At 44.8% G+C, this 26,551-nt stretch carries 22 protein-coding genes; 4 read left to right on the forward strand and 18 right to left on the reverse strand.

The window, feature by feature from the left end:
- On the reverse strand, positions 1–735 hold a 735-nt coding region (locus tag H8S84_RS03060; RefSeq protein WP_222621559.1), incomplete at its 3' end, for a hypothetical protein.
- A 533-nt stretch (positions 736–1,268) separates the two neighbouring features.
- Between H8S84_RS03060 and H8S84_RS03065 the strand changes: the two genes are divergently transcribed.
- On the forward strand, positions 1,269–2,132 hold the full coding sequence (locus H8S84_RS03065; protein ID WP_187065796.1) for a DUF2911 domain-containing protein: 864 nt from the start codon (positions 1,269–1,271) through the stop codon (positions 2,130–2,132).
- 66 nt (positions 2,133–2,198) lie between these two features.
- Here the strand turns inward: H8S84_RS03065 and H8S84_RS03070 are convergent, their stop codons facing one another.
- From H8S84_RS03070 to mnmA, 5 genes are read right to left on the reverse strand one after another with little or no spacing between them, the layout of a single operon-like run.
- A complete protein-coding gene (locus H8S84_RS03070; protein ID WP_187065797.1) occupies positions 2,199–4,634 on the reverse strand; it encodes a TonB-dependent receptor in 2,436 nt (811 codons plus the stop codon).
- Positions 4,635–4,647: 13 nt separating this feature from the next.
- On the reverse strand, positions 4,648–5,304 hold the full coding sequence (rpe, locus tag H8S84_RS03075; protein ID WP_187065798.1) for a ribulose-phosphate 3-epimerase: 657 nt from the start codon (positions 5,302–5,304) through the stop codon (positions 4,648–4,650).
- Between the two features lie 47 nt (positions 5,305–5,351).
- Positions 5,352–6,992, reverse strand: coding sequence for a S8 family serine peptidase (locus tag H8S84_RS03080; RefSeq protein ID WP_187065799.1), 1,641 nt, complete (start codon positions 6,990–6,992; stop codon positions 5,352–5,354).
- 3 nt (positions 6,993–6,995) lie between these two features.
- On the reverse strand, positions 6,996–7,727 hold the full coding sequence (locus H8S84_RS03085) for a hypothetical protein (protein WP_187065800.1): 732 nt from the start codon (positions 7,725–7,727) through the stop codon (positions 6,996–6,998).
- 6 nt (positions 7,728–7,733) lie between these two features.
- Positions 7,734–8,879: a tRNA 2-thiouridine(34) synthase MnmA gene (mnmA, locus tag H8S84_RS03090; RefSeq protein ID WP_187065801.1), complete on the reverse strand. Its 1,146-nt coding sequence runs from the start codon at positions 8,877–8,879 to the stop codon at positions 7,734–7,736.
- 234 nt (positions 8,880–9,113) lie between these two features.
- On the opposite strand from mnmA, the gene trpF reads away from it, so the two are divergent.
- Positions 9,114–9,737, forward strand: a complete 624-nt coding sequence (trpF, locus tag H8S84_RS03095; RefSeq protein WP_187065802.1) for a phosphoribosylanthranilate isomerase — start codon at positions 9,114–9,116, stop codon at positions 9,735–9,737.
- A 151-nt stretch (positions 9,738–9,888) separates the two neighbouring features.
- Here the strand turns inward: trpF and trmB are convergent, their stop codons facing one another.
- From trmB to H8S84_RS03145, 10 genes are all read right to left on the reverse strand, one after another.
- Positions 9,889–10,545 carry a tRNA (guanosine(46)-N7)-methyltransferase TrmB gene (trmB, locus tag H8S84_RS03100; protein ID WP_187065803.1) on the reverse strand — a complete coding sequence of 219 codons (657 nt, stop codon included), beginning with the start codon at positions 10,543–10,545 and terminating at the stop codon, positions 9,889–9,891.
- 3 nt (positions 10,546–10,548) lie between these two features.
- Complete coding sequence (locus H8S84_RS03105) at positions 10,549–11,841, reverse strand: bifunctional folylpolyglutamate synthase/dihydrofolate synthase (protein ID WP_187065804.1); 1,293 nt, start codon at positions 11,839–11,841, stop codon at positions 10,549–10,551.
- Between the two features lie 9 nt (positions 11,842–11,850).
- The gene (locus tag H8S84_RS03110) at positions 11,851–12,771 is read right to left on the reverse strand and encodes a cell envelope integrity protein TolA (protein WP_187065805.1); all 921 of its coding nucleotides are present in this window, start codon (positions 12,769–12,771) and stop codon (positions 11,851–11,853) included.
- 9 nt (positions 12,772–12,780) lie between these two features.
- Positions 12,781–13,179, reverse strand: a complete 399-nt coding sequence (locus tag H8S84_RS03115) for an ExbD/TolR family protein (RefSeq protein WP_187065806.1) — start codon at positions 13,177–13,179, stop codon at positions 12,781–12,783.
- Between the two features lie 2 nt (positions 13,180–13,181).
- A complete protein-coding gene (locus H8S84_RS03120; protein ID WP_187065807.1) occupies positions 13,182–13,886 on the reverse strand; it encodes a MotA/TolQ/ExbB proton channel family protein in 705 nt (234 codons plus the stop codon).
- Between the two features lies 1 nt (position 13,887).
- Complete coding sequence (locus tag H8S84_RS03125; protein WP_187065808.1) at positions 13,888–15,033, reverse strand: HU domain-containing protein; 1,146 nt, start codon at positions 15,031–15,033, stop codon at positions 13,888–13,890.
- Positions 15,034–15,039: 6 nt separating this feature from the next.
- Complete coding sequence (locus H8S84_RS03130; RefSeq protein ID WP_187065809.1) at positions 15,040–16,722, reverse strand: TonB-dependent receptor; 1,683 nt, start codon at positions 16,720–16,722, stop codon at positions 15,040–15,042.
- Positions 16,723–16,764: 42 nt separating this feature from the next.
- A complete protein-coding gene (locus H8S84_RS03135) occupies positions 16,765–19,833 on the reverse strand; it encodes a tetratricopeptide repeat protein (RefSeq protein WP_187065810.1) in 3,069 nt (1,022 codons plus the stop codon).
- A gap of 239 nt (positions 19,834–20,072) precedes the next feature.
- Positions 20,073–21,119, reverse strand: coding sequence for a DNA polymerase III subunit delta (holA, locus tag H8S84_RS03140; protein ID WP_187065811.1), 1,047 nt, complete (start codon positions 21,117–21,119; stop codon positions 20,073–20,075).
- Between the two features lie 125 nt (positions 21,120–21,244).
- Positions 21,245–21,697 carry a GNAT family N-acetyltransferase gene (locus H8S84_RS03145; protein ID WP_187065812.1) on the reverse strand — a complete coding sequence of 151 codons (453 nt, stop codon included), beginning with the start codon at positions 21,695–21,697 and terminating at the stop codon, positions 21,245–21,247.
- A gap of 144 nt (positions 21,698–21,841) precedes the next feature.
- On the opposite strand from H8S84_RS03145, the gene tyrS reads away from it, so the two are divergent.
- The gene (gene tyrS / locus H8S84_RS03150) at positions 21,842–23,146 is read left to right on the forward strand and encodes a tyrosine--tRNA ligase (protein WP_187065813.1); all 1,305 of its coding nucleotides are present in this window, start codon (positions 21,842–21,844) and stop codon (positions 23,144–23,146) included.
- Positions 23,147–23,224: 78 nt separating this feature from the next.
- Here tyrS and H8S84_RS03155 read toward each other — a convergent pair whose 3' ends face one another.
- Together H8S84_RS03155 and H8S84_RS03160 are read right to left on the reverse strand one after the other, a co-directional pair.
- Positions 23,225–23,416 (reverse strand): histone H1, encoded by a 192-nt coding sequence (locus H8S84_RS03155; protein ID WP_187065814.1) that lies wholly within the window; start codon positions 23,414–23,416, stop codon positions 23,225–23,227.
- 106 nt (positions 23,417–23,522) lie between these two features.
- Positions 23,523–24,761 (reverse strand): aminotransferase class I/II-fold pyridoxal phosphate-dependent enzyme, encoded by a 1,239-nt coding sequence (locus H8S84_RS03160; RefSeq protein ID WP_187065815.1) that lies wholly within the window; start codon positions 24,759–24,761, stop codon positions 23,523–23,525.
- 214 nt (positions 24,762–24,975) lie between these two features.
- Between H8S84_RS03160 and accC the strand changes: the two genes are divergently transcribed.
- Entirely contained in the window at positions 24,976–26,484 is a 1,509-nt protein-coding gene (gene accC, locus H8S84_RS03165) for an acetyl-CoA carboxylase biotin carboxylase subunit (protein WP_187065816.1), read from the forward strand.
- The last annotated feature ends 67 nt before the right edge of the window (positions 26,485–26,551 follow it).

The raw sequence follows: 26,551 nt of genomic DNA on the forward strand, positions 1-26,551 counted from the left end.
GTACCACTTCAGGTTAGAGCCTGCGGCTGAAAGGTCAGAGACCTTCGGCAAAGCAGCTGAGCAGAACGCCTGGCTGGCGTTTGCCACAGGAGCAGTTGGCATTAATAAGGATATCGTATTAGAAGAATAACTTTGTCCTGATTTTGTATAAACAGCTTGATATTCACCAATATTCATAGATGAAAAATTACTTAATACAAGATCTCTTGATGTCGCTCCTACAATATTATTCCCATCTTTTTTCCATACATAGCTTCCCCCTCCTCCGGTACCCGGATCAATACTAGCTCTTAGTGTTATAGAACCTCCTGAGCAAACTGGATTAGAACCTGATTGTATGTTAATTGAAACTCCATCAGTAAAATAAGTATAGGCCTTTACGCCACTTTGTTTACCCTCAACAATTACAGTGAACTTAGTGCCAAGGTGCCGTTCCTCTATCAGATACTCAATCCGCCAGCTTCCATCAGGATTTACTTTCGTATCATGATATGCATGATGATGCTCATAAGCAGGGTCTTCTTCAAGGTGGATGTCAACTAGACTATCTTGTGTCCAGCCATAACCGGTGATTATTGCTACCTCCCCCGGTGAATAATCATCCTTATCTGACATAACTGTCGGCTCATAGGTGTTAAATGCGCTTACCCCATAAAAGGATAAAGAGGCAATAAAGGCGATGATATATACCGATCGCCATTTTGCCATTTGTTTGAGTAAAAATTTTACATGCATAATTGTTGGGTTGATTGTTTAAAAATACTCTATGCAAAAAATACACTTACTAACCTGAGGTAGATACCTACAACAAATGAAGGCACATCTATACAGGCATGAAGTAATTAGGAGTAAACTTATATATAGGAATAGTTAAATTCTCATTAGTAATGAGGCAACTACAGTAAGAATTGGAATACAACTACTATGCGAGTTGTACCTTTAAGGCTAAAAGTCTCTATTTATAGTTAAAAAGCATATCAGCACAAATTCACTAGCTGATTCATATCAATATGTCAAGGGTGATATACACTATTTCATTAATAAGGTTGCTTTTTTAATATAAAAATTTTACAATTTTTTCGTTGTTATAACATAATTAATAACCAAAATATCCAAATCACATTATCAGTAATGAAATGAAACTAATGTTTAGTAGTTGCACATACTTATGTATAAGTTGACTAATTTTGCTTAAGAGTTTGTTTGCCTTTATCTGGCACAATTTTTTCAGTAGTCTTATCTACCTAGAAAGTATAATTAGCAGCAATATGTATCGCCACTTCTTTTTCATTTTAGTTACTCTTGTTACACTTTTCTCATTCACAGCTGAGGCTCAGTTAAAACTGCCGCAAGCTAGTCCGGAAGCATTAGTGAAGCAGACAATTGGACTGACGGATATATCTGTGCGTTACCATGCTCCCAGTGTGAAAGGGCGTAAAGTGTTTGGCTCGCTTGTGCCCTTTGGTACTATGTGGCGGGCAGGCGCAAATGAGGCAACGCTTATATCTTTTACCGATGAGTTATTTTTGAATAATGAGCGGGTACCTGCTGGCACTTATTCATTTTTCTTATTGCCTAAGGCTGATTCAACCTGGAACATCATTCTAAACCGAGATACTACACTTTGGGGTTTGGATGGCTATAATGAACTGAACGATGTTGCTTACCTTGAAGTAAAGCCTTTAAAATCTGACTTTCAGGAAACTATGCAGTTCCAGTTTTCTGATATTGGTACTAATACTGGCAAGCTAAACCTTAAGTGGGAAAACGTAACTGTTACGCTGAACATAGAAACAGAAGTTGAGAAAAAGGCCTTGGCTAATATCCAGAATGCTTTAGCAAAAGCTGAACCTGATGATTGGTACATCTGGGCCCAGAGTGCCGAATTTATGCTGCCACGCCGTGAGCACCACCAGAAAGCACTGGAGTGGATAAATAAATCCATTTCTATAAAAGATAATTTCTTTAATAACTGGATAAAAGCTAAACTCTACGCGCTGAATAAAGAGTATGAGATGGCCACCGATCTGACAGCCAAGGCGATCAAACTTGGCAGCGATGAGCCTGAGTCTTACAAAACATATGCAAAAGAAATAGAATCAGCATTCAACAGCTGGAAGAAGATAAAATAGGATTGTGAAATCTAAGTAACAGAAAAGGGAACCGATGAGCTCCCTTTTCTGATTTATAGCAGTTCTTTAAAATGTTGCTACAAAGCGAAGATTCAAACGGCGCCCAGTCAGAAAATTAGGAACGGCATAAGTGAGCCCGTTTACATCCTGCACATAAGTATAAGATACCCTGTTATTGGCATCGATCAGGTTTAATACTTCCAAACCGATCCAAAGGCTCTGCAGCGAGATTTTCTTACGCTCTACCAACTCACTTTCCAGCACGATCACTTTTGAAAAACCAAGGTCGAGCCGTTTGTAGGATTTACCATTGAAAGAGTTTCTAAATTCAGGCTGCCTTGGTGGGCCAAACGGTAATCCGCTACCGTACACGAGATTCAGGTACATGCGTATGGTAGGATTATCCGGCAGGTGGTCCTGGAAGAATACGCCAATATTCATGAGTTGGTCTGTAGGGCGGCGCAGGTAACCGACTTCTTTCCTACCTGTTATATCTCCGTTGGGGGCAAAAATAAAAGTTGAGTCGCCGGTGACATTCTCTTTTGTCTGCATCAGCCCAAAGCTTAGCCATGATTCAGCACCTTCTATAAACTCACCATTCACGCGCATATCTAAGCCGGTTGCATAGGCTTTAGCGTTATTTTTTGCATAATAGCGCAGACGCACATTGTCTACATCGTAGGGTATCACATTGGTCATGTGCTTGTAGTAAGCTTCGGCAGTAAACTTAAAGTCCCGGCCCCAAGCCTGGAAAAGATAATCTGACCCTATGATAGCATGCACTGAACGCTGCACCTCAATCTCTTTATTTAACTGACCTTCAAAATCGCGCAATTCCCTGTAAAACGGTGGCTGATAGTATAAACCTATAGCTGCTTTAAAGGATAAGTCTGGGTTGCGCCTTGTAATAAAAGAATACTGGACTCTTGGCGTGAAAGTATACTCTTTGTTAAACCCCCAGTAACTTGCCCTGATACCATAGGTTATAGTTTTAAGTGAATCCATCTCATAAGTATGCTGCGCATAGGCATTGTAGCGCATGCTGTTGAGGTTAAGATCTGAGTTAAGCAGATATGTTTGGTTCACAAAATCTGCAGAATCAACAAAGCCATACTCTGCTATCTGATCGTCAATATCCTCGAGGCCAGCCTTGAACCCAAACTGTACATTGCTGCGCTGACTCACACGCCAGCTATTTCTGGTTTCAGCAGTTGCAAAACGTGCCAATAGGGTGTTTCGTGAGTGGTCAAACTGACTGCCTACTCCCCTGGTGCGTTCATCCTCGCCTAAATTGTTAGAGTTAACGCTTACTTCACTTAACCTGTACCCAGCCTCCAAATCACGGAACTCACGCTCCCTCGACTGCACTCCTGAAAGTATAAACTCACTACTGAAGCTGTCAGAAAATCTATGGTTCAGGTTTAAGCCTGTCTGGAAGGTGCGGTACTCCATCAACTCCCTCCCGTCGAATGCAACATACAAACGTAGCGGTGTCTGGCGGGTGCCAAAGGTCGTAACCCTGTTCTCCGGTATCACCAGGAAATTATTATGGGCATAACTCGCTAGTAAACCCAATGTAGTTGTTCCTGCCTCTCTACCTGCTTTGCTAAAATCGTAGGTGATATAAGCTTGTGCATCAGAGAAGTTAGGCCGATAGTCACCGTCGATCTGGAGGCCTTGCAGCATGTATTGGCCGCTTTTGTGGCGAACACCGAGCAGGTAAGTAATTTTCTTGTTTTTGGAAGCAGACTCTAAATGAACCGAGCCGCCTGTTAAACCGCCTGTTACAGAGGCTGCGAATTTTTGAGGAGTTTTATACTTTATACTTAATACCGACGAAAGCTTATCGCCATACTTAGGTTGCCAGCCTCCAGAAGAGAATTCTATATCCTGCACCAGGTCAGGGTTTACAAAGCTTAGTCCCTCCTGCTGTGCCGCTGTGATCAGAAATGGCCTGTAAATCTCGATGTTATTGACGTAGACAAGGTTTTCATCGTAATTGCCGCCTCTAACGGAGTAGGTACTCGAAAGCTCATTGTTACTAGACACGCCGGGAAGCGTGACCAGAATTTTATTAAAGTCACCGTATGCTGATGGTAGATTTCGGGTAATGCGCGGGTCTAGCTTAGTTACGCTTACCTGCTCACGGGTATCATTCTCGTTTTTGCCGCGCACATTAACAGTACCGAGCTGTTGTGGGTCTGCCTCGAGCCTGAACTGCAGATTTTGTGTTTGACCCGGAGCTACCTGGAGTGAACGCTCTAGTTGTTTAAAGCCGACGTACCGCACCACAAGTATAAACTGTTGGTTTGCCGGAACCTCCAGTTTAAACACACCCTGCTCATTTGTTTGCGTGCCGGTGGTGGTGCCTTTTATACTTACAGTCGCTAACTCCAGCGGTTCACCGGCATTATCGTATACTTTGCCGGTAACAAAAGCCTGCTGTGCTGAAACACCTAACGGCAAAAGCATTAACAACCATACCGACAGATATTTCAGCATAAGCGGCTTGAATTTACTTCGTTGAGTTTTTTAAGTTAGCGATTGTCTGGATAGGATCAGCAGCAGAGAAAACAAAATTACCCGCCACCAACACATCAGCTCCTTTTTCAAGCAAAAGCGGAGCATTCTGCTCATTCACGCCTCCGTCTACCTCAATTAAAGCATTCGAGTTACGGGAGATGATCAGATTCTTTAGTGCCTCTATTTTGCGGTATGTGTTATGAATAAACTTCTGACCGCCGAAGCCTGGATTAACAGACATCAGGCAAACGAGATCCAGATCTTCGATCACATCTTCGAGAAGACTAACAGAAGTATGCGGATTAACAGCCACACCTGCCTTTGCGCCGGTTGCTTTAATCTGCTGTATGGTTCGGTGCAGGTGGTTGCAGGCCTCGATGTGTACAGAAATAGTATCGGCACCTGCTGCGCGGAAGCGCTCAATGTATAATTCCGGCTCTACGATCATCAGGTGTACATCCATCGGCTTTTGGGCGTGCTTCTTGATGGCTTCCATTACAGGAAATCCGAATGAAATGTTTGGCACAAATCGTCCGTCCATGATGTCGATGTGCAGCCAATCGGCCTGGCTTTTGTTAAGCATTTCGACCTCCGACTGCAGATTTGCGAAGTCTGAGGCTAGTACAGATGGGGCTATTATTGGTCTCATGCCTGCAAAGGTAACTTTTTTGGGTAAAGAGGAAGTATGAAAAAAGGCTATAATTTGATAAAACGAACTGTTACAGCTGCACTACCCGAGCTTATCCTGCACAAGTATAACCCACTGCTTAATGTATGCGGCTCCAGTTTCAGCTTCTGCTCAGCAGCAGGCTGTTTAATTTGCTGCCTCATGATGAGTTTTCCAGTTGCATTCAGTATCTGCACATCCATAGAATGCTTTAACCACTCCTGCCCCAACAGCAGCACAATAGGTTTGTCTGTCACGGGGTTGGTGATAAAAACTTTGTCGCCAGTTGGGAATAATGCCGGGGAAGAAAGGACACGGCTGTAGCTCGGTATACCGTAGCCAATGTTGTTATCGGGGTTTGCTGCCTGGCTACCGCTACGGCGCAACATCTGGATGATCTCGTAATTAGTCTTACCCGGATTCGCCTGCCACAGGCTTGCTGCAAACCCTGCCACTATGGGCCCTGAAAAAGACGTGCCGTTAGCTTTACCTAAGTTACCAGCCGCAGATAATACATAGGCCAAACGTCCTAACGCCACTACATCAGGTTTTATCTGCCCGTCTGCCGAAGGACCGAAAGAGCTAAAAGTTGCTTTTACACCAAGTGAGTCTACTGCACCAACAGCCAGTACAGAATCTGCATCAGCTGGAGAGGAAATATACTTCCATGGACTTCCACCTTCATTTCCTGCACTTGTAATTATCAACATACCTACCTGAGCCGCCAGATCGGCTGCTTTGGCTACAAGTGAGGTATTGCCGTCCATTTCGCTGTAGGTATAGCTTGTGGAAGGACTATCGAAGGTGTTATAACCTAGTGAAGAATTTATTACATCGGCACCGGCGCTATCGGCATACTCCGCGGCCAGCAACCAGTTAATTTCCTCTATGTTATGCTCGGTAGCAGCGTCTTCGGTTCTGAGTAGGATGTAATTTGCTTCGTAGGCAGTTCCAATAATTTTACCGGGATCATAAGCAGCCATGGTAGAGAGAACAGATGTACCGTGTGAGTTAGCCCCGTACACATTCTCCTGCTTCTGCACGAAATCAAATGTTCCCTTAATCTTGTTTTGCTGGAAAAGGTGTGTGAAAGCACTGATGGTATTTACTCCCGGGAAGCCTGCATCAAGTACAGCGATGGTCATTCCAGAACCTTTAAAACCGGCACTATGAAGTTCTATAGCCCCAAGCATGTTTGCCTGGTGAAACGATAGACCATAAAGCTCTTCGGGAGTATTCAAAAAAGCTACAGTCTCTACCTGTCCTGCGCTTAACGTACCCTGAGTTGGCACAGCTATACGATTAAGGGTTCTGGAAGACCTAACATAAGGCAGGGCTTCTAGTGCGGCAATTTCCTCGTCTGAGCACTGCACGACAGCCGCATTAAACCAACGCGAAGTATACCATACTTTTACGCCTTGTGCTTTCAGCCCGGTCACATAAGACGGATTTACAGGCAGATCCCTTTCTTTTAAAGCTATACTTTGCCTTTGCCTCCTGTCAAGTGCCTTTTGTGAAAGATAAGCCAGGGGCTGCTGCAGTGAATAAGGAGAGTTGGCTTTGTCTGTAAAATAGATGAGTCTTTTCTGCTCCGGCGAAGTATCCTGTGCCTGTGCCACAAAGTATGGCGCACACAGCAGCATGAATATATAGAGCAAGAACTGACGCATGGGTTATCTGCTTCCGTAAGTAATTAGGGTTTCATGGCGTTCGTGGCCATTAAGCTTATAACCAGTATCCTGTGGGCAGCTGGTATTGTTACAGTATACCACGCGGTTAAATAACCTATATACTCTGCCTATACCTTTAGCATATATTTCTTTTCGGTCATCCAGCAACAAAATATCGTTTTTAGGCTTCCCCTGCACAACAGTTACTGTGTTAGGATAAACTGTACCTTTAACTTCAGCAGGTTCTCCAAGAGCGGTATAAGTATAAGGTTCTTTGCGTAGGTATGGATCTGTCTCGAGTTCGTTCACCACTCTATCATTAAACGCGTCTCCTAACCATATCTTTCCTTCCTTAACAGGAAAAACAAATTTTACATACTTCGTGTTGTCTTTAGTCAGCACAACATACTCATTCGATTTCACAACGGTCATCACTGAGTCTTCTACCCACTCGTTTTGTCCGTAGCGCTTAATGGAACGAACAATTTTATAGTTAAGCGTATTGGTCTGGTCCAGGAAAGTAGTATCCACTACCTCCCGCATCTCAAAACTATCTTTGGTGGCGATGTTATTCTGATACTTGATATCTACAACTTTATATACTTTAAAGTCGCCGATCTCCAGCGGGTAGTAATCTAAACCCAATGCTTCACGGTCTTGCTCTATATAGGTTGTTTCGCAGCCGGCAATACCAGCCACGGCTATAAGCAAACAGAATAACAGCGCTTTTCTCATACTTTGCTATTGCAGCACGTTAAGTTTGAAATCCAGGTTATACTCTTTATCCAGATTATAGTTCGTTTCAATCCAGCCGCCGCCAACTACATCGTCTCCTTCGTAGAATACAGCTGCCTGACCAGGAGCAATCGCATGAACACCTCTCAGGAAGTGTACTTTCATTTTATCTCCCTCCTGCTCTATGATAGCTTCTGTACCCGGATCGTTGTAACGCACTTTGGTAATGGTTGTAATAGGCCTGTCGATCAGGTTTTCATACTTGCCCATTGTCAGTTTGCCCACTGTCATCGCATTTTTAGCAAGCTCATCAAAGTTGCCCAACACTACACGGTTAGTCTCTTTATCGATACGCGTTACATATGCCGGAAAACCTAATGCCACACCCAAGCCTTTACGCTGCCCGATCGTGTAAAAAGGATAGCCCTCATGAGTACCTACAACAGTACCGTCTTCCAAAACAAACTCACCTCCTGCAACCTGCTCCTCCAGTCCATCTACTCGGCGCTTCAGGAAACCACGGTAGTCATTGTCTGGGATAAAGCAGATCTCGTAAGACTCCGGCTTGTTTACTAATTCTGTAAAGCCACGATCTAGAGCCATCTGGCGAATTTCAGTCTTATGCAACTTGCCCAATGGGAAGATGGTACGGCTCAAGCTTTTCTGGGAAATACCCCACAGAGCATACGACTGATCCTTGTTCTCATCCAATCCTTTTGAGATCACATAGCGGCCATTTTCTTCACGAATGTTGGCGTAGTGGCCAGTAGCAATAAATTCGCAACCTAATTGGTCAGCACGACGAAGCAATGCATCCCACTTAATGTGCGTATTGCACAGCACGCAAGGGTTTGGCGTACGTCCTGCCAGGTATTCATCCGTGAAGTGGTTAATCACATAGTCACCGAACTCTTCGCGTATATCTATTATGTAGTGCGGAAAACCAAGGTTAACGGCAATGTTACGGGCATCATTGATTGAGTCGAGGCTGCAGCATCCGGTTTCCTTTTTGCTGCTTCCACTTGAGGCATAGTCCCATGTTTTCATGGTCATGCCGATTACTTCATACCCCTGCTCATGTAACATTACTGCTGCCACCGAACTGTCGATTCCACCGCTCATGGCTACCAGCACTCTTCCTTTTGTACTCATTTATATTGAATAAACTAAAATACGATTCTTTATTGATTTTTCACAAATATAGCAACAACAACAGAGTAATAAAGATTCAGGTGCCCAAATATTGTAGCTACAAATAAGAAACGCGAGGTATGTGCGTTTACGTAAGCATAAAAAATATGCAAAAAAGGTAGCTTTGTTTTGGATTTGAAGTTTACTTTGAAGCATCAAATCAGATTTAATAATTCAAGAATAAAGTATAGTACAATGGCCCTACGTACCTCGGTTATAGTAAATGGAATAAATAATTTAAGTGATGCGCGATACTGTGCAGGCATGGGCGTTGATATTATCGGCTTTAACCTAAAGCTGGACGACCCGCAGCGCATGCAGCCGGAAACACTTAAAGAAATTGCAGGTTGGGTGTCTGGTGTGCAGTTAGCAGGAGAATTTGAGCGTGCCAAGCCAGAGATCATTAACGATCTTGCCGATGAGTTTAAACTGGACTACATCCAGTTGAATACACCTTACCTCATTGATGAAATTGAAGAGATAAACCGTCCGGTAATCCAAAAGATCTTCATTAACAAAGACACCGTTGACAGCGAGTTGCTGGAGATGATGGAGCTTTATAGCGCAGTGGTAGATTCGTTTATCATCTACTCCGACGACTTTACTTCTGTTGACGAGACTAACATTAAATTTCTGAAGCAGATCGCCAAGCAGTTTAAAGTATACATTGGCTTTGGGCTTGATAAAAACAATATTAACGCGACATTAAAGCAAATTAAACCGAAAGGTATCGGATTACAGGGAGGCCACGAGATAAAGCCCGGCCTGAAAGACTTTGATGAACTGCAGGAAATATTTGAGGAGATAGAAGAGGCTTAAATCAGTTCTGAGTCTCGAGTTCCGAGTGCAAAAAGTAACGGCCTGCTGATTTATACTTCAGCAGGCCGTTTTGTTTTGTGTGAGTAAAGAAATCATAACTTCTAAGCCTCATACCTCTCTAACTCCTAAATTCTTTAACTTTCAAACTTCATTACCTTACCCGGAATTGCAGGTATTTAATAGGAATGCCTTCAGCCAGATAGCGTTTTTCGTAAGTAGTATAAATCCCCATGGCGTGTTCTTGCAGATCTGAGTTATACAGGTCAGAAGTATGAATTAGACCATCTGCCTTACGCTCCTGTAGCACTTCTAACGTATACTCGTACAGCCCCAGGTTGTCTGTTTTTAGATGAACAATGCCACCCGGCTTCACAATACGGCTATACATGTCCAGAAACTTTGGTGCAGTAAGGCGGCGCTTAATGTCACGGTCTCTTGGGCGAGGATCAGGGAAAGTGATCCAGATCTCATCAATCTCATGCTGCCCGAAATGCTCTTCAATGCGTTCGATGTAGGTTCTCAGGAAAGCGACATTATCCATTTCCTCCTCCACTGCCATCGTACTGCCTTTCCAGATGCGGGCTCCCTTTATGTCTGTGCCGATAAAGTTTTTCTCCGGAAACAGCCTGGCCATACCCACGGTATATTCGCCACGGCCACAACCTACCTCAAGCACAATCGGGTTATCGTTTTCAAAATGCAAGTCGCGCCACTTGCCGGCTAATTGTCCATAAAGCTCATCGCCGGGTTGCACCACGTTCTCACGCTCGGCAACAACAGCAAATTTTGCCAGTTTTGATCTTCCCATTACTTATAGTTCTTCAATCTCTGCGACCACAAAGGTACTACCTCCGATAAAAATAACCTCATCCGGAGCAGCATTTGCTTTGGCAGCCTGTATGGCCTCTGCCACCGAAGTATAAATTGTCCCTTTCAGGCCTATACTTGTGGCCTGCTCGTAAAGCTGCTGCACAGGCAACGCTCGCGGAATGTCTGCTTGGCAAAAATAGTACTTATAGTTTACGGGCAACAACTGCAGCACTTTAGTAATGTCTTTGTCATTTACAGCACCAAACACCATATGCACCTGCTTAGGCTTAAGAGTCTCCAGCTGTTTAACTATTTGTTTAATCCCATCTTCATTATGCCCGGTATCACAAATAGTTAAGGGAGTATCATTAAGCTTTTGCCAGCGGCCTTTTAAGCCCGTTATACTTTTGGTTTGAGCCAAACCTCTACGAAGCGCCTCTTCCGGTATACTATAACCTTTTTGCTGTAGCAGTTCCAACACGTGCAACACACCCGGCAGATTATACTTTTGATAAGAGCCTGTAAGGTCCAGTTCAAGACCAGCCAAGTATAAAGTCTCGTCTTTGTAAACCTGGAAAACTTGTCGTTCCAGGTCTCCTTCCACTAGCTCTACCCGAAAACTCTCTGTGGCAAAGTATAATAGGGCATTCTCCTGCTTTGCTTTGTAACGAAATACCTCTTCTGCCTCCTCCTGCTTTGTACTGATAACAACTGGAACGCCTGATTTGATGATGCCAGCCTTCTCGGAAGCAATGGCTCCTATGGTGTCTCCCAGTAAGGCCTGATGATCGTAGCCAATATTTGTGATCAGGGAAACTTCAGGGGTAATGATATTTGTGGAATCCAACCTGCCACCCAAGCCAACTTCAATCACAGCAATATCTACCTGCTCATCGGCGAAGTATTTGAAGGCAAGCGCCACCGTCATTTCGAAGAAAGATGGTTTTATACTTTCAAATAGCTCTTTATTTTGCTCAACGAATTGGATAAGATACTCCTGTGGCAACTCCTGTCCATTTATCCTTACACGTTCTGTAAATGACTTTAAGTGGGGCGAAGTATAAAGCCCGGTTTTGTAACCGGACTCCTGCAGCACCGCTGCCAGCATATGAGAGCTGCTGCCCTTGCCGTTGGTGCCAGCCACATGTATGCTTTTAAACTTATACTGGGGCTGCCCCATAGCCTCACAGAGGGCAATTATGTTGTCGAGGCTCTTCTTAAAAGCAGCATTGCCGATGCGTTGGTACATCGGCAATTGCTGGTATAGATAATCAAGACAATCTTGATATGTCATCAATAAGAATTATTTGTTTGTGATAATGTAAGTAATAAAGCCTGTCGCACCTGATGTTCCGCTTCTGTTCTCACCTGTTCTCACAAAGGTGGCATCGCGGTAAACGGCGTCACGGTAAATATTGGCTACCTGCGTAGAAACAGTTTTCTCTACCACTGTAGCGCTCTCAACACCCCCGTCCGAGCCGATAACAACTTTAATAACAACTTTACCTGTTTCGCTGGAGGCATCCTTAATTCTAGGAATATCACCCCAGCCCCATCCGGCCATGTTTAATGAGCCACCGGCACCTCCACCAGGCTTGCCATAAAGTGCTTTGGCTTCTAAGCTACCTCTAGGGTCGCCTTTATCGCCTACTTTATTTGCATCGTCGCCATTGTTATTGCCAGTAGCGTTATCAGATGTTCCACTTTTACCGGTGCCAGTACTATTGGTTGGCTTGCCCGGATAAAGTGACTTAGGCTTTTCAGGCTCTTTCTTAACTACCTCCTCTTTAGGCGGCTGCTCAACAGGCTTTTTAACTTCCTCTTTAACTGTCTCCTTTTTAGGCTGAGGCTTTTCTACTTCCTTGGCAGAAACAGGTGCATCGGCAGTGGTTGTAACAACTTTAGGTGCCTCTACAGATTTAACAGGTGGTGTAGGCGTAGGAGTTGGCGCAGGCTCCGGCAGCGGGTCAGGCTGTGTTGGAGCGGGCTTGCTGTCCTCGGTGTTCTTAGACACATTAGGAGTTGCCTGTGTCTGCACATCGCCGCTACCTACTGCATCCAAACCGAAGTTCAGCTCAATGCCAAGTTCAGGAGCAGGCGGATCTGGTGCACGCCAGGCTAGCATGTATATCAGGAAAAGTAAAATAAGCACATGCACCCCGATGCTTACACCGGCGGCAATACGCTTATTCTTTTCTTCCTCTTGTGATTGGGCAAATGCCATAGTTATCTTTTATTCGCTTGGTACTGTTGCCAATGTTACGCTGGCATTTAAATTTTTAGCAATACCAGCCACTTTAACAAGGTGCTCTACTGGTACAGTCTTGTCAACATGTAACACAACGGCTCCCTGTTCTGTTCCTCCCTGCAATAACGCTGCCAACTCCGGCTCAATCTGCTCGAGGGCAATTGGCTTGTCGTTCAGGTAATACTGCAGATCCTTTGATATCGTCACGCTGATCTTCTGCATCGTAATGTCAGAAGCTTTGCTGCTAGGCAAACTTACCGGCAAGCCCGATGGCGTAACAAAGTTGGAGGTAAGCATGAAAAATATTAGCAACAGGAAGATAATGTCCGTCATTGAGGACATACTAAACTCGGGATTGATCCTGTTTTTAGAGCGTAAATTCATTCTTACAATTGTGGTTCTTGTAACAGATCAAGGAACTCGATAGAAGAATACTCCATAGAGTGCACAATGCTGTCGATTTTAGAAACAAGGTAGTTGTACCCAACATAAGCAGGCAAACCAATGATAAGACCCGTAGCTGTAGTTACCATCGCCTCATAAATGCCGCTTGACAATAACTTTGGACTAACTGATCCCTCCGCCTGTGCAATGGCGATAAAGGCACCGATCATACCGGTTACTGTACCCAGGAAGCCCAGCATTGGCGCAGCACCAGCAATAGTAGCAAGTGCCGAAAGGTTGCGCTCTAAACGGCTGATTTCGATTTTACCAACGTTCTCGATAGATGTCTCGATGTTCTTCAAAGGGCTACCGATACGGGAAACACCTTTAGAAATCATCCTGGAAACAGGCGTGTTAGCCTGCGCGCAAAGCATCTTGGCACCGTTAATATCGCCGGCCAATACCATACTTTTGATTCTATCGTTGAAGCCTTCCGGGTTCTTGGCTGCTTTCTTTAAGGTTAGGTAACGCTCAAAGAAAATGTAAAGCGCTGCTAGCGAAAGAAGTGCTAAAGGGTACATGGCCCAACCGCCATTGATAGCCAGATCAAATAGCGATACGGAAGTTTCTGCAGCCTCTCCCCCCGCGGCTGCAACAGCAGTTGTATCTACTGGTGTGGTTGTGATTTGTAATAAGAGTGATGTCATTTTAATAATTAAATACCCAAATAGTTTCTCCGAATGTACTTCTATACTTGTCTAAGGCGGCACGCGCCTCCTCTTCTGTTCCAAAATCCGCTACAGACACGCGGTACAATTTGCTGCCACGGCCCGGAACAAGCACTTTTGCTTCTCCAAAGCCTTTTTTATTGATCTCATAGCGACTGTTCTCCGCATTTAGATGAGTAGAATAGCCACCTGTTATAATGTAAAAACGATCAGTTTTCTCATTAATTGTAAGTACAGGCGCTGCTGCTTTCTTTACTTCTTCAACAGGCTTAGCCACTTCAACAGACTCACTTACAACCTCTTCCATAGCTTCATCAGAAGTATTACTTTCATCAAAAGCAATCTCTTCCTGCTCCTGTGCTTCCTCTTCTGCAATTATCTCAGGCTGGGCTGCCCCAGGTAAGATAGCGTTATAAGTTGCCAGACGCTCTTCTTCAGTAAAAGGCACATAGTCAGCCGCATACTTATCTGCAGCCTCTGCTTTAACTGAGTTAAAGCTTTGGTTGAAGAGCGATATCGGGTTCAGGCTACTCAGGTTGTAATCTGCCTGAAGCGACAAGAAGTATAAAGCCGATGCTGTTAAACCGAACAAGGCTAAACCGGCCGCTATGTTGTAAGCCCTCTTAAGGCGCTTCTTAAACGGCTGCTTAGTTTGCTCCTCCTCCGGCTGACGATCTTTCTTAAGTGTACGAAGTACCGCAGGTTCCTCAAATCGTATGGGTCTGGCTGTCAGCTCCGGCAATCCAAAGCTCGCCTCCAGCATATTATCCGACTCCACATATTCAAACTCCAGGCGACGCTCTGTATTATACTTGAAAACGCCTACATCCTGAAGTATAAACTTGTTTTCCTGGTGAAGTGCGGCTTTAGCCCTGCGAACAAAGTCTGATACCAATTGCAGCGCCTCTTCTTTCGAAATCTGATCCCTAAAGGCAATGGTGCTGATAAGCAGGCCATCATTCAGTACCAGCTTTTCATTAAAGGCTACCTTTTTAGAAGGCGGCAGGAATGAGTGCTTCACCGGGTTGATACGGGCAGACACATAACGTGTGATCAATCCTCCAAAATCGGGGATGATGACACAGTCATGATCATAGAGCAATGACTTTATGTGCTTTTCTACCATGGGCTTTTAGAATGAGTAGGTAATACCACCTATCAGGTTTATACTTTTACTCTGGTAATTCACGAACCTCTCGTACTTTTGTGCAAACAGGTTATTGGCCATCACAAAAATGGTGAAATTATTCGTGAATTTGTAGTCACCCTTTATGTTCAGGTTCACAATGGTATCGGTTTCGCGAAGCATTGTTGTTCCGTCTGGGCGAGTGATACGGCCAAATGAGCTACCAATATAATAAAGTTCTGAATTAAACAGAATCTTATCGTAGAAGTTGTAGGTGGCAAAAACACTACCCATCAGCTCCGGACGGTGAAACGGTTGGTCTAGCCTGTTGGTGTTATACTTGTTATAATCAGCCTTTAATCCAATGCGCAACTCATCAGAATAATTAAAAGAACCCTCTACATAAAAATTCATAACATTTGTTACCCCATCATCATATAACAGGTCGAACTTGGTAGAATCTGTGACGGAGTTGTTGTAGAAGTATAGGTTGCGGAAGTTTTGGTAAGCTACACGACCTGTTAGGTGTACAAAGTTGGCAATATTAGCCTGAAAACCGCCGTATACTTCCAAACCTTTGTTAATGTCTGCTACCTGTACATTTGGCGCCAGCCATGGATTCTCCTGCGTAAGCTCATATAAAGTTACCCTTTCAAGATCACCACCTAAACCAGCGTATATCTGCAAGTTATCCTTGATAGGTTCCAGGGCAAGACGTGCCATTGGATACACATTGAAATTACGGGCATCATTGATAGTATCGCCTGTATAAGCAATGTTGGCTCCTATTGTAAGCTTCACAGCATTGAACTGGCGCTGGTACGAAGGAAACACTTTTACAAAGTTACGGGTAACGCTAGCAGAGTCTTTGTGCGTCAGGAATGACAGGTCTGCATCCACTTTAAAAGCGGACACATCATCAATCCCGTACTCGCTGCGCATACCCAGTGCCACATTAACCTCCGACATATCGTAGTGGTCGTTCAGGTAAGTGGCTTTCAGGTTCGCATTGTACAGAAATGGTGCACCGGATGTCTGGTTGTGCAGTGTTCCCTCTGCCTTTACTCTGTTAAACACCTGCTGAATGGTATCCTTGTCTACACCAGGCTCAATATTAGGAGCGTAGCCGTAGAAGTGGTATTTATCGCGGCCGTAGTTTAGTCTGCCACCTAAAGTCAAGCCTTTAAGGTAACGCTCTCCGTGCACGCCAATATTGCTATTAGCCACAGCAGAATTTCCTTTGTCAACAGGACCGCGTGCCGAACTGATGTGGCTGATCTCCGCGCCATAGTCTGTGTCTTTGCTGCGCTTGTTATGGAAGTAACCCTTCAGGTACAGCGTGCCATAGTTACCGAATCCAGCCTTCAGGTAGTTGCCGTAAAGTTTGGTGAGCTCGTCCTGCTTGATGGTAAGGACCCGCATCTGCAACTCAATATCCTGCAACGGTAATCGGTAATCTGTAAAGCGGTAACGCACGTTACGATCGCCAGACTCCGGAGGCGGTATTCTGAATTTCTCGAAGTTACGGGCAGCCTGTGGCAACTCAATAACCCTGTTCTTTTCAACTACAACCTCTGCATCTTCCAGTTTGGCACCTTCTCCCCAACCCTGCGCCTGCGCCTGGTTCAGGTAGCTGTACCCCACACTTAAAACGATAGCAAGAGAGGCTAATCTTAATTTATTTTTCATGGTGATGATTCTGTTCTTGGTAATCTGATTAAGATGCTCCTGTTACTGCTGGCCTGTAGTATCGTTAGCCGGCACCTGCTGTTGCTGTTGCTTTGCCGGGGCTGCTTTACCTTCCAGTTTAGCCAGCTTCTGCTTTGCCTCATCTACAATCTCTTTATTAGGCGCATTTTCAATGATAGAATTTAGCGTTGAAGTAGCCTGGAACATTTCGCCCTGGGCAGCATAGATATCAGCGATTAAAAGGAAAGTTTTACCTAACCAGTAATCGTAGCTGGAGAACTTGTTGTTAAAGTCAAAGGCCACATCAAGCGCTTCCTTATACTTTTTCTGCTTGTAAAGGATCTCAGCCACCAGGTACTGCGCTTCTGCCCCATGCACATCAGATGCCTCCTTGGCTGTTTCGCGCAGTTCGCTTAAAGCCTGATCCAGGTTGCCCTGCGCATAGGTAGATTTGCCCCTGTATAGTAAAGCTGTATTGTAGGCGTTCAGCGAAGCATTGCCCTGGCTGATCAACTCCCCAGCCACACGTTTTGTACCGGCAAAGTCGTTGGTGCTGAAGTAACTCTTCATTAAGCCCATCAACGCAGTCTGCTGCTCTTTGCGGTTAGATGCAAGGTCGCGCAGGCGGCTGTAGTATTTAATGGCCTCAGCATAGTTCTTTGCCTCAAACTCTATGTCTGCTACACGCTGAATACCACGGTTCACATACTCTGACTTGTTCTCAGTGATTACCTCCTTCATGCGCTGCAGGCCCTGCTCCATGCGGTTCATGCGCAGGTAAGCATCTGCCAGGAAGTAACGCGCATCAGGTGCGAATGAGCTCTTCGGATAAGAAACAATGAATTTCTCAAACTTAGGAATAGACTGCTCATAGTTTTGAGCGAAGTATAAGTTCTTGGCTGCGTTAAACTCTATACTTTCCAATGCATCGCTTTCGGGGTTCGCAGATTTATACTTCTCTAAGTATGTATCAAACTCGCTCGTGCGGTTCTCTGCTCCCAACACCTCTTGTAAGCTGTAAAGTGCCCCGCTGGCTATTTTAGAATTAGGATACTCGTTAAGCACGCGCTGCTGATCGGCAATCGCCAGGTTGTTCTGCCCCAGGTTAGAGTAAGCAATACCGCGCTTTTGAAGCGCATTAGGCACCAGTCTGCTATTAGGCATGTTGTTGATTAGCGTTGTAAAGCCTTTTACAGCTGCCTGGTAATTACCTGCCTCGAAGTCTATCAAGGAGCGCTGGTACTGTGCTGCATCTGCGTAGCGCGACTGCGGGAACTTCCTGATAACTTCTTCCAAAGCTTCAATAGCTCTATCGTTACGCCCAGTAATACTGTTAATTACGCCTTTCTGAAACAAGGCATAGTCACGGTCGGGTGAGCTAGAGGACAACACGCGCTCATACAGTTTAAGCGCTTCGTTGTAGTTCTTGTTTACATAATATGTATCAGCCAGTCGCAGCGTAGCATCGTTGTAGTTTGGGTTGCTTGGCTTAATGGCATCCAGGTACGCCCTGAAGTGCGTCATGGCTTTGTCGTACTGCTTGGTGTTGTAGTAGGCATAGCCAATGCCGTAACGCGACTTGGTATAGTAATCCTCTTTTGAATTCTGATTTGTGCGGAATACGGCGCCATAGCTATTAATCGCATCCTCGTAACGCTGACCGATGGAGTATGCCTCGCCCTTTACAAAGTGGCTGGCAGCAGTCACATCCTTATCGTATGGGTATTGCAATGACTTATCGAGCATGGCTACAGCTGCCGGAAACTTCGCATCATTGAAAAGATTAACGGCATGATGATAGGTTACACGCTGGTATGTCTGCAATATGCGCCAGCTCTTCTTCTCTAAGCTCTCTATATGGCGAATAGCATCAGCATAGTTGTTAGAACCAAAGTATGACTCGCTTAAAAGTTTATCAGCTTCTTCGGCCTGCTCAGAGTTAGGGTAATTTTTATTGAAATCAGCAAGCGAGTTAATAACCTCTCTAAAGTTGCCAAGTTCATAGCTTACCTGCGCATACTTCAGTGTAGCCGCCTCTGTAACATCTTTATCATGATCGTTCTTTCTGGCTTGGTCAAAGGCAGTTAAAGCAAACTGCTTGTTGTTTTCCTTTAAGTAGCTCAGACCAAGGTAGTAGGCAGCATTCTGGCCAAGCGCATCCTTTTTAAGCGCTACTGCCTTAAAGTTGGCAATAGCATCCTTAAAGTTGTTGTTCTTGTAATCCGTGAAAGCGATCTTGTACTGTACCACAGGGTCCAGTGTCTTTTTGCCAGCTGCATACTGATCAAAATACTTGTCGGCAGTTTTATAGTCTGCCTTCTGGTAATAGGCGTCACCTACAAGCAAAGCAATCTCATCGGCCTGCTGTACTGCCGGTTTCTTTGCAAGGGCTGCCTCACCGTAGCGGATCACCTCATAGATATCGTTCTCTTTGTACAGGATCTCCGTGATCATGTAAGGAACGATTTTGGCATAGGCCTCATTTTTCTCGGCTACCTTCAAATCAGCCTTGGCAGCAGCGTAATCTCCTTTGCGGTAAGCGATATAACCGGCATAGTAACTGGAGGCATAAGCAAAGCGGTGCTCATCCTCCCGAAAACCTGTAGACTTGTTCTTATCGAACCAGATCTTGGCATTATCAAAATCCTTGGTAGCAAAGTATGAATAGCCCAGTTTAAACTCCAGTTCTTTGTTCTGCTTTATACTTAGCAAATGCGTTGGAGCCAGTTGCAGCAGTTCTGCAGCACGCTTGTAGTTCTTCTGCTCAAAGTAATACAGCCCCAGTTCGTAATTGGCAAGCGCTGTTTTAGGGTGCGTCGGGAAAGTTTTTACGAAGTTTAGTATCAGCTGCTCTGCATCCGGGTGAAGCAGGTATAAACCGCTTAGCGCATAATAATACTGCGCATCTGCAGTTTTGGCATTATCGCCTATCAGGTCAATATACTTTCTGAATGCTTCCTGGGCAGCGCCATACTTTGCACGGTCAAAAAGCTCTACCCCTTCGTAATAAAAACGCTCGTCGGAGGTAAAGGCCTGAGTATGCTGCGCTGCCACCACGTGAGAACCACCGGCTAACACCGAAGCAAGCGCAACTTTGTAAGCTAATTTCATATGTTTTTTATTACCCATTGGGATAACTAAGTTTAATTCTTCGAAGGTTGAAGATGCTTGAATTACAGTTAAAACTTTGATCTACAAGCACACAGTGTATTTTCAAAGTTACTAAAAAATCGGTAGCCCGACGCGTATTTAGTACTTTTCTTCTGTGCCTAGCACACAAGTATGGCAGAACAACTATATAAAGTATAAGTATGCCAAATATTGCACAGAAGAGGATAATTTTCTACAAACTAGGAAGCCATTGCCCTTGGCACCGGATGCAGTATCTTGAATACCAACTCCCTTAAAATATCTGCTTCCGACATATCCCCTCCTGTTATGCCTTTAACCTGCAGGTCGGCCACCCTTACATAATGTATGATATCGATGCAGCGCTGCGGCGGGTAGGCACGCAGGGCTATCATAAACTCTTTCAGCTTCCAAGCCTGCTGTCCGAGGCTCTTCTTCAGCCCGGCTTCCGACTTATCGGCCTGCGTGTGCAGCGTAAGCAGCTTCGTAAAAAAGTTAAAAAGCATGGAGAGGTTCGGAATAAGCGGGTTGCTCTTCGGGTTCGACTCAAAGTAATGGATAATGCGGTTTGCCTTTAAGGCATCACGGGCAATTAGTGCGGCCTGCAGTTCAAAGATGTTATACTCTTTACTGATACCCACATTCTCCTGCACCACGCCTTCATCTATCGTAGCGCCTGGTTTCAGGTTGATCAGCAGTTTGTCTATCTCATTTGCCAACCTGGACAGGTCTGAGCCAATGTACTCGCTTAAGAGCTGAACAGCCTGCGGCGTTGCCCTTACCCCTTTTTGCTTCAGATACCCTGTTACCCATGCAGGCACCTGGTTTTCGTAAAGCTTTTTAGTGGTGAGAAGTACGGCATGTTTGTTTACTGCTTTTGCCAGGCTCTTACGTCCGTCAAGGGTTTTGTGTTTGAAGCAGAATACAAGTATAGTTGATGGCAACGGGTTCTGCAGGTACGCTTCCAGTTGCTTCATGCCTTCCTCCTTCTCTATGTCCTGTATACTTTGCGCCTCCTTCACTATCACCACCGACCTGTCCGACATCATAGGGAAACGCTTTGCTTGAAGCAGCACAGTGGCCACATCTACATCTTTGCCATAAACTACTACCTGGTTAAAGCCTTTTTCGTGCTCCTGTAGTGCATGCTCTTCAATATAATCGGCTATGGAATCTATATAGAACGACTCTTCGCCCTGCAAAAAGTATACAGGTGCAAATTGCCTTTGCTTAAGTTGCTCTAAAATGCCTTCGGGTGTTTGCGACATGGGGTATAAGTATGGAAGCTGATAACAGGAGCAGTAGAGCCCCTCTCCTACAAATTTAAGGTATCAGCAGGAAAATAAAAGCGGGTATTACAGAATTAAAGGATTCAAAATGCAATATCGTTAATTCAAATGGCTGATGTTTTAACCATAATCAACCTCGGAGATCCATCACCGTAATAATCATTTTCTGCACTATCCTTCACAAATCCAAGCTTTTCATATATCCGAATTCCACCCATATTAGACGGATGCACTGTTAAATAAATACATTTCGCTCCGAGTTGCTCTACTGCATTGATAAGGCCTTTGGTAAGGCTTTCCCCAATGCCCAGGCCCCTGACCTCCGGCAGCACGCCTAAAGACAAAAACCAGGCTTCCTCCTGCACAGCATTGTAGTGGCCAATCGCATAGCCAGCAATTTTATCCGATTCTTCGGCTATCAACAACAGTCCATTTGTAATGTCCAGCAACTGCCTCAGGGCGAACAAAGGGTATGTCTCAGCCCCGAACAGTGTTTCGTCTATAGCTTTCACTGCTTTTAAATCGTGAACTGTGGCTGCCCTTATATTCACCTGCATTGGCTGTTAGTTTAATCTGCTACTTAAAAAGGTAAAGTATACCAACGTTTAAAGTGGTATAAAGTATAGCTGCAGATGGTTTTTGTCTGAGTTAAACTGCTAACTCTTTTTTATATTTGCCTTGAACAGACGAAACTGGTGTAAATGAATCTTATTAACGAATTGAGATGGAGAGGCATGCTCCACGACTTCATGCCGGGCACAGAAGAACAACTGGCTGCCGAAATGACTACTGGTTACATTGGATTTGATCCTACTGCAAGTTCGCTGCACATTGGCAACCTTGCTACCATTATGCTTTTGGTACACCTGCAGCGTGCAGGACATAAGCCTGTTGCTCTAGTTGGCGGTGCCACAGGAATGATCGGTGACCCATCTGGTAAGTCTGCAGAGCGCAACCTGCTGGATGAAGAAACATTGCGCGCAAACCAGGAAGGCATTAAAGCACAGCTGGAGAAATTCCTAGACTTTAACTGCGGCGCTAACTCAGCTGAGATCGTGAACAACTACGACTGGTTCAAAGACTTCAGCTTCCTGGGCTTTTTACGTGAAGTGGGCAAACACATCACAGTAAATTATATGATGGCCAAGGATTCTGTGAAGAAACGCATCAGTGCTGACGAGGAAGGCGACCGTGCCGAAGGATTGTCTTACACAGAATTCGCATACCAGTTAATTCAGGGCTACGACTTCTTCCACTTGTACAAGGCTAAAGGTGCCAAACTACAGATGGGAGCATCTGACCAGTGGGGGAATATTACCACAGGCACTGAACTGATCCGCCGCATGGACGGTGGCAAAGCCTATGCATTAGTGGGCAAACTGGTTACCAAATCAGATGGTACGAAGTTTGGAAAATCTGAAGGTGGCAACGTTTGGCTCGATCCGAATTTTACTTCTCCTTACAAGTTTTACCAGTTCTGGCTGAACCTGTCGGATGAGGAGGCTGAGAAGCTTATTAAGGTTTATACTTTGCTTCCCGAAGATGAAATTGCACGATTGACAGAAGAGCACAAACAGGCTCCTCATTTAAGGGTTTTACAGAAAGCCCTGGCTAAAGATGTTACAATTCGTGTGCACTCCGAAGAAGATTATAATTCTGCTGTAGAAGCCTCAGAAATTTTATTTGGAAAAGGTGATTTTAACACCTTAAAGGGCTTAAACGAAGATACGCTGCTCTCTATTTTCGAAGGCGTGCCGCAGATCGAAATCACTAAAGAAAGCTTCGAAACAGCCGGTACAGTTACAGACTTATTGTCGGAGGTAACAGGCGGCCAGATTTTCGATTCGAAAGGTGAAGCCAAGCGCATGATCAAAAATGGTGGTGTAAGTATAAACCGCCAGAAGGTGGCCGGCCCAGACGAGGCTGTAAACTTTGAGTTATTGCAGCAAAAACACCTGGTGGTACAGAAAGGCAAGAAGAACTATTATCTTGTTACAGTTAAATAGCTGATTTACAAATAAGTATAAATAAAAAAGGTGGCCTTTTCAGGTCACCTTTTTTATTTCTTTCAGTCTGTCTGATGCTTATTTCTTCTCAGCAGTGCTGTTTTTCATGTCCTGAACTTCCTTACGGATGTCCTGCGCCATGTTCTTCAGATCTTGCATGCCTTTACGTACACGAGTACCTGCAGCAGCGTTACCTTTGTCATAGAACTTTTCGAAATCAGATTCTAACGACATTACTAGGTCTCTCAGTTTGCTAAAGTTGTTGTTCATTAGAGCTATTTGTTATAGTGAAACAATTGTTTTTACTGCTCTAATATACACATTTGTTACAAACAAGCAAAAATTAGCAAATATTAATATATGCCTTTACAGCCTGCTAAGCGGTAACTGCCGGACTAGCATACAAGCCTTTGTCCAATTTTTGTGCAATTTTCTCGAAGGCGTTTATTGTCTCTTCTACGTCTTCTAAGGTATGGACAGCCGTAGGAATAAGGCGCAGCATGATCACATCTTTTGGTACTACCGGGTACACCACGATAGAGCAGAAAATGTTATAGTTCTCACGCAGGTCAAGTGTCAACTGTGTAGCATCCGGAATCTGGCCGTTCAGGAATACTGGCGTAACCGGAGACTCAGTGCCACCAATGTTGAAGCCTTTCTCACGCAAGCCAGACTGCAATGCATTTACCACTGTCCATAGTTGGTCTTTCAGTTCAGGCTTAGTACGCAGCAACTCTAAACGCTTAAGGGCACCAACTACCAGCGGCATTGGTAAAGACTTAGCGAAGATCTGCGAACGCATGTTATAGCGAAGATACTCTACCACCTGCTCGTTAGATGCAACAAAAGCACCAATGCTGGCCATAGACTTGGCAAACGTTGAGAAGTATACATCGATGCCATCCTGGCAATTCAGGTGCTCACCTGTACCGGCACCGGTCGTACCCATTGTACCGAAACCGTGTGCATCGTCAACAAATAAACGAAAGTTGAATTTCTCTTTAAGGGCTATTACTTTGTCCAGGCTGCCCAGTTTACCAGACATACCGAAAACGCCCTCTGTAATTACAAGTATAGCACCACCTGTATTCTCAGTCCAGCGTGTTGCACGCTCTAACTGCTTCTCCAGGCTCTCCATATCATTGTGGCCATACACAAAGCGCTTACCCTGGTGCAGACGGACACCGTCAATAATACATGCATGAGACTCGGCGTCATATACAATTACGTCGTGTCTGTCAACCAGCGCATCAATAATAGAAACTACACCCTGATAACCGAAGTTAAGCAGTAAGGCATCCGGCTTCTGCACAAACTCAGCCAGCTCAGACTCTAACTGCTCGTGCAGGTTAGAGTTACCAGACATGATACGCGCACCCATTGGGTATGCCATACCCCACTCTGCGGCTGCTTCAGCATCCGCTTTACGCACCTCCGGGTGGTTGGCAAGACCTAAATAGTTGTTTAAGCTCCAGGTAAGCACCTCTTTTCCCCTGAATTTCATGCGTGGCGCAATCTCCCCTTCTAGCTTTGGAAACGTAAAATAGCCATGCGCATAATGAGAGTGGCTTCCTAATGGACCTCTGTTGGTCAACAACTTTTCAAATAAATCCACTTGTGTAATAATTTGGTTATCGGAATAATTTCAGACTTAAAAATGCATGCTACACCCAATAAAAGAATGTTAGCTACAAGCTTCGCAAATTTATGCTTTTAGAACATCATATACAATGCATATATACTATATCCTGAGCACCTTTTTGTGAATGCAGCTTTTAACTTTGCCTTTAAAGCGTTTTCTTTGGAGACTGAAAGATAAAACTCCCTGCATGAAAAAAATAAACAAGATATTAGTTGCCAACAGAGGTGAAATAGCCCTGCGAGTGATGCGCACAGCCAAAGAAATGGGTATAAAAACTGTTGCCGTATACAGCGAAGCTGACCGCAACGCCCTCCATGTACGCTTTGCCGACGAAGCCGTGTGTGTAGGTGGCCCTAAATCAAGTGAATCGTACCTGCGCGGTGATGTGATTATTGATGTTTGTAAACAACTTGGCGTAGATGCGATCCACCCAGGTTATGGATTCTTGTCTGAAAACGCGGGATTTGCACAGAAAGTAAAAGAGGCCGGTTTGATCTTTATTGGTCCATCTCCTGAGGCCATTGAGCTGATGGGCAGCAAACTTGCTGCAAAAGCTGCTGTAGCCAAGTATAACATACCTATGGTACCTGGTACAGAGGAGGCCATTACCGATATAGAAGAAGCTAAGCAGATTGCACAGCAAGTAGGTTTTCCTATACTTATTAAAGCAAGTGCAGGCGGCGGCGGTAAAGGTATGCGCATCGTCGAGAATGTGGGCCAATTTGAAGAACAGATGCAGTTAGCTGTAAGTGAGGCAACATCTGCTTTTGGTGATGGTTCTGTGTTTATCGAGAAATATATCGGCTCTCCGCGCCACATCGAGATACAGGTGCTTGGCGATACCCACGGTAACATTTTGCACCTGTTTGAGCGTGAGTGCTCTATTCAGCGCCGCCACCAAAAGGTAATTGAAGAAGCGCCTTCGGCTATACTTACACCAGAACTGCGAGCTGAAATGGGCCGCTGTGCCGTAGACGTTGCCAAAGCATGCGATTACGTAGGAGCCGGCACAGTAGAGTTTCTGGTTGACGAAAATCTGAACTTCTATTTCCTGGAGATGAACACCCGTCTTCAGGTAGAGCACCCGGTTACAGAGCAAATCACTGGTTTAGACCTCGTAAAAGAACAGATACTTGTAGCAGAAGGTAACCCATTAAGCTTTGCCCAAGAAGATCTGGAGATTAATGGTCATGCGCTTGAGCTGCGTGTTTATGCAGAAGACCCTACCAATAACTTCTTGCCTGATATCGGCAGGCTGGAAACATACAAAAGACCACAGGGCTTAGGTGTACGGGTTGACGATGGCTTTGAGCAAGGCATGGACATTCCGATCTATTATGACCCAATGATAGCCAAACTAGTAACCTTTGGCAAAGACCGTCAGGAAGCTATAGATAAGATGATACGTGCCATTGATGAGTACCAGATTACAGGAATTGAGACAACCCTGCCTTTTGGCAAGTATGTTTTGCAGCACGAGGCTTTTGTGAGCGGCAACTTCGATACAAAGTTTATTGAGCGTTACTATACCCCGGACGTCTTAAACCTTAGACTAGACGTAGAAGCAGAGGAAATTGGCGTGGCCCTGGCTGCTATGCTTCTAAACGACAGCAAAGGGAAAAATGCCATAAGCCAGAACGCTTCAAACCATAGCAACTCCAATGCCTCTAACTGGCGAAAAAACAGGACAAGATAGCTAGTGCAGGAGCAAGTATAAAAAGAAAGGGCACCGATGAAACGGCGCCCTTTCTTTTTATACTTGA

The organism is Pontibacter cellulosilyticus, assembly GCF_014306105.1.
Lineage (GTDB): Bacteria > Bacteroidota > Bacteroidia > Cytophagales > Hymenobacteraceae > Pontibacter > Pontibacter cellulosilyticus.

Excerpts from the sequence above, each read along its gene's own strand:
- H8S84_RS03065 (WP_187065796.1), top strand. The coding sequence starts at position 1,269 with ATGTATCGCCACTTCTTTTTCATTTTAGTTACTCTTGTTACACTTTTC.
- H8S84_RS03070 (WP_187065797.1), bottom strand. The coding sequence starts at position 4,634 with ATGCTGAAATATCTGTCGGTATGGTTGTTAATGCTTTTGCCGTTAGGT.
- rpe (WP_187065798.1), bottom strand. The coding sequence starts at position 5,304 with ATGAGACCAATAATAGCCCCATCTGTACTAGCCTCAGACTTCGCAAAT.
- H8S84_RS03080 (WP_187065799.1), bottom strand. The coding sequence starts at position 6,992 with ATGCGTCAGTTCTTGCTCTATATATTCATGCTGCTGTGTGCGCCATAC.
- H8S84_RS03085 (WP_187065800.1), bottom strand. The coding sequence starts at position 7,727 with ATGAGAAAAGCGCTGTTATTCTGTTTGCTTATAGCCGTGGCTGGTATT.
- mnmA (WP_187065801.1), bottom strand. The coding sequence starts at position 8,879 with ATGAGTACAAAAGGAAGAGTGCTGGTAGCCATGAGCGGTGGAATCGAC.
- trpF (WP_187065802.1), top strand. The coding sequence starts at position 9,114 with ATGGCCCTACGTACCTCGGTTATAGTAAATGGAATAAATAATTTAAGT.
- trmB (WP_187065803.1), bottom strand. The coding sequence starts at position 10,545 with ATGGGAAGATCAAAACTGGCAAAATTTGCTGTTGTTGCCGAGCGTGAG.
- H8S84_RS03105 (WP_187065804.1), bottom strand. The coding sequence starts at position 11,841 with ATGACATATCAAGATTGTCTTGATTATCTATACCAGCAATTGCCGATG.
- H8S84_RS03110 (WP_187065805.1), bottom strand. The coding sequence starts at position 12,771 with ATGGCATTTGCCCAATCACAAGAGGAAGAAAAGAATAAGCGTATTGCC.
- H8S84_RS03115 (WP_187065806.1), bottom strand. The coding sequence starts at position 13,179 with ATGAATTTACGCTCTAAAAACAGGATCAATCCCGAGTTTAGTATGTCC.
- H8S84_RS03120 (WP_187065807.1), bottom strand. The coding sequence starts at position 13,886 with ATGACATCACTCTTATTACAAATCACAACCACACCAGTAGATACAACT.
- H8S84_RS03125 (WP_187065808.1), bottom strand. The coding sequence starts at position 15,033 with ATGGTAGAAAAGCACATAAAGTCATTGCTCTATGATCATGACTGTGTC.
- H8S84_RS03130 (WP_187065809.1), bottom strand. The coding sequence starts at position 16,722 with ATGAAAAATAAATTAAGATTAGCCTCTCTTGCTATCGTTTTAAGTGTG.
- H8S84_RS03135 (WP_187065810.1), bottom strand. The coding sequence starts at position 19,833 with ATGAAATTAGCTTACAAAGTTGCGCTTGCTTCGGTGTTAGCCGGTGGT.
- holA (WP_187065811.1), bottom strand. The coding sequence starts at position 21,119 with ATGTCGCAAACACCCGAAGGCATTTTAGAGCAACTTAAGCAAAGGCAA.
- H8S84_RS03145 (WP_187065812.1), bottom strand. The coding sequence starts at position 21,697 with ATGCAGGTGAATATAAGGGCAGCCACAGTTCACGATTTAAAAGCAGTG.
- tyrS (WP_187065813.1), top strand. The coding sequence starts at position 21,842 with ATGAATCTTATTAACGAATTGAGATGGAGAGGCATGCTCCACGACTTC.
- H8S84_RS03155 (WP_187065814.1), bottom strand. The coding sequence starts at position 23,416 with ATGAACAACAACTTTAGCAAACTGAGAGACCTAGTAATGTCGTTAGAA.
- accC (WP_187065816.1), top strand. The coding sequence starts at position 24,976 with ATGAAAAAAATAAACAAGATATTAGTTGCCAACAGAGGTGAAATAGCC.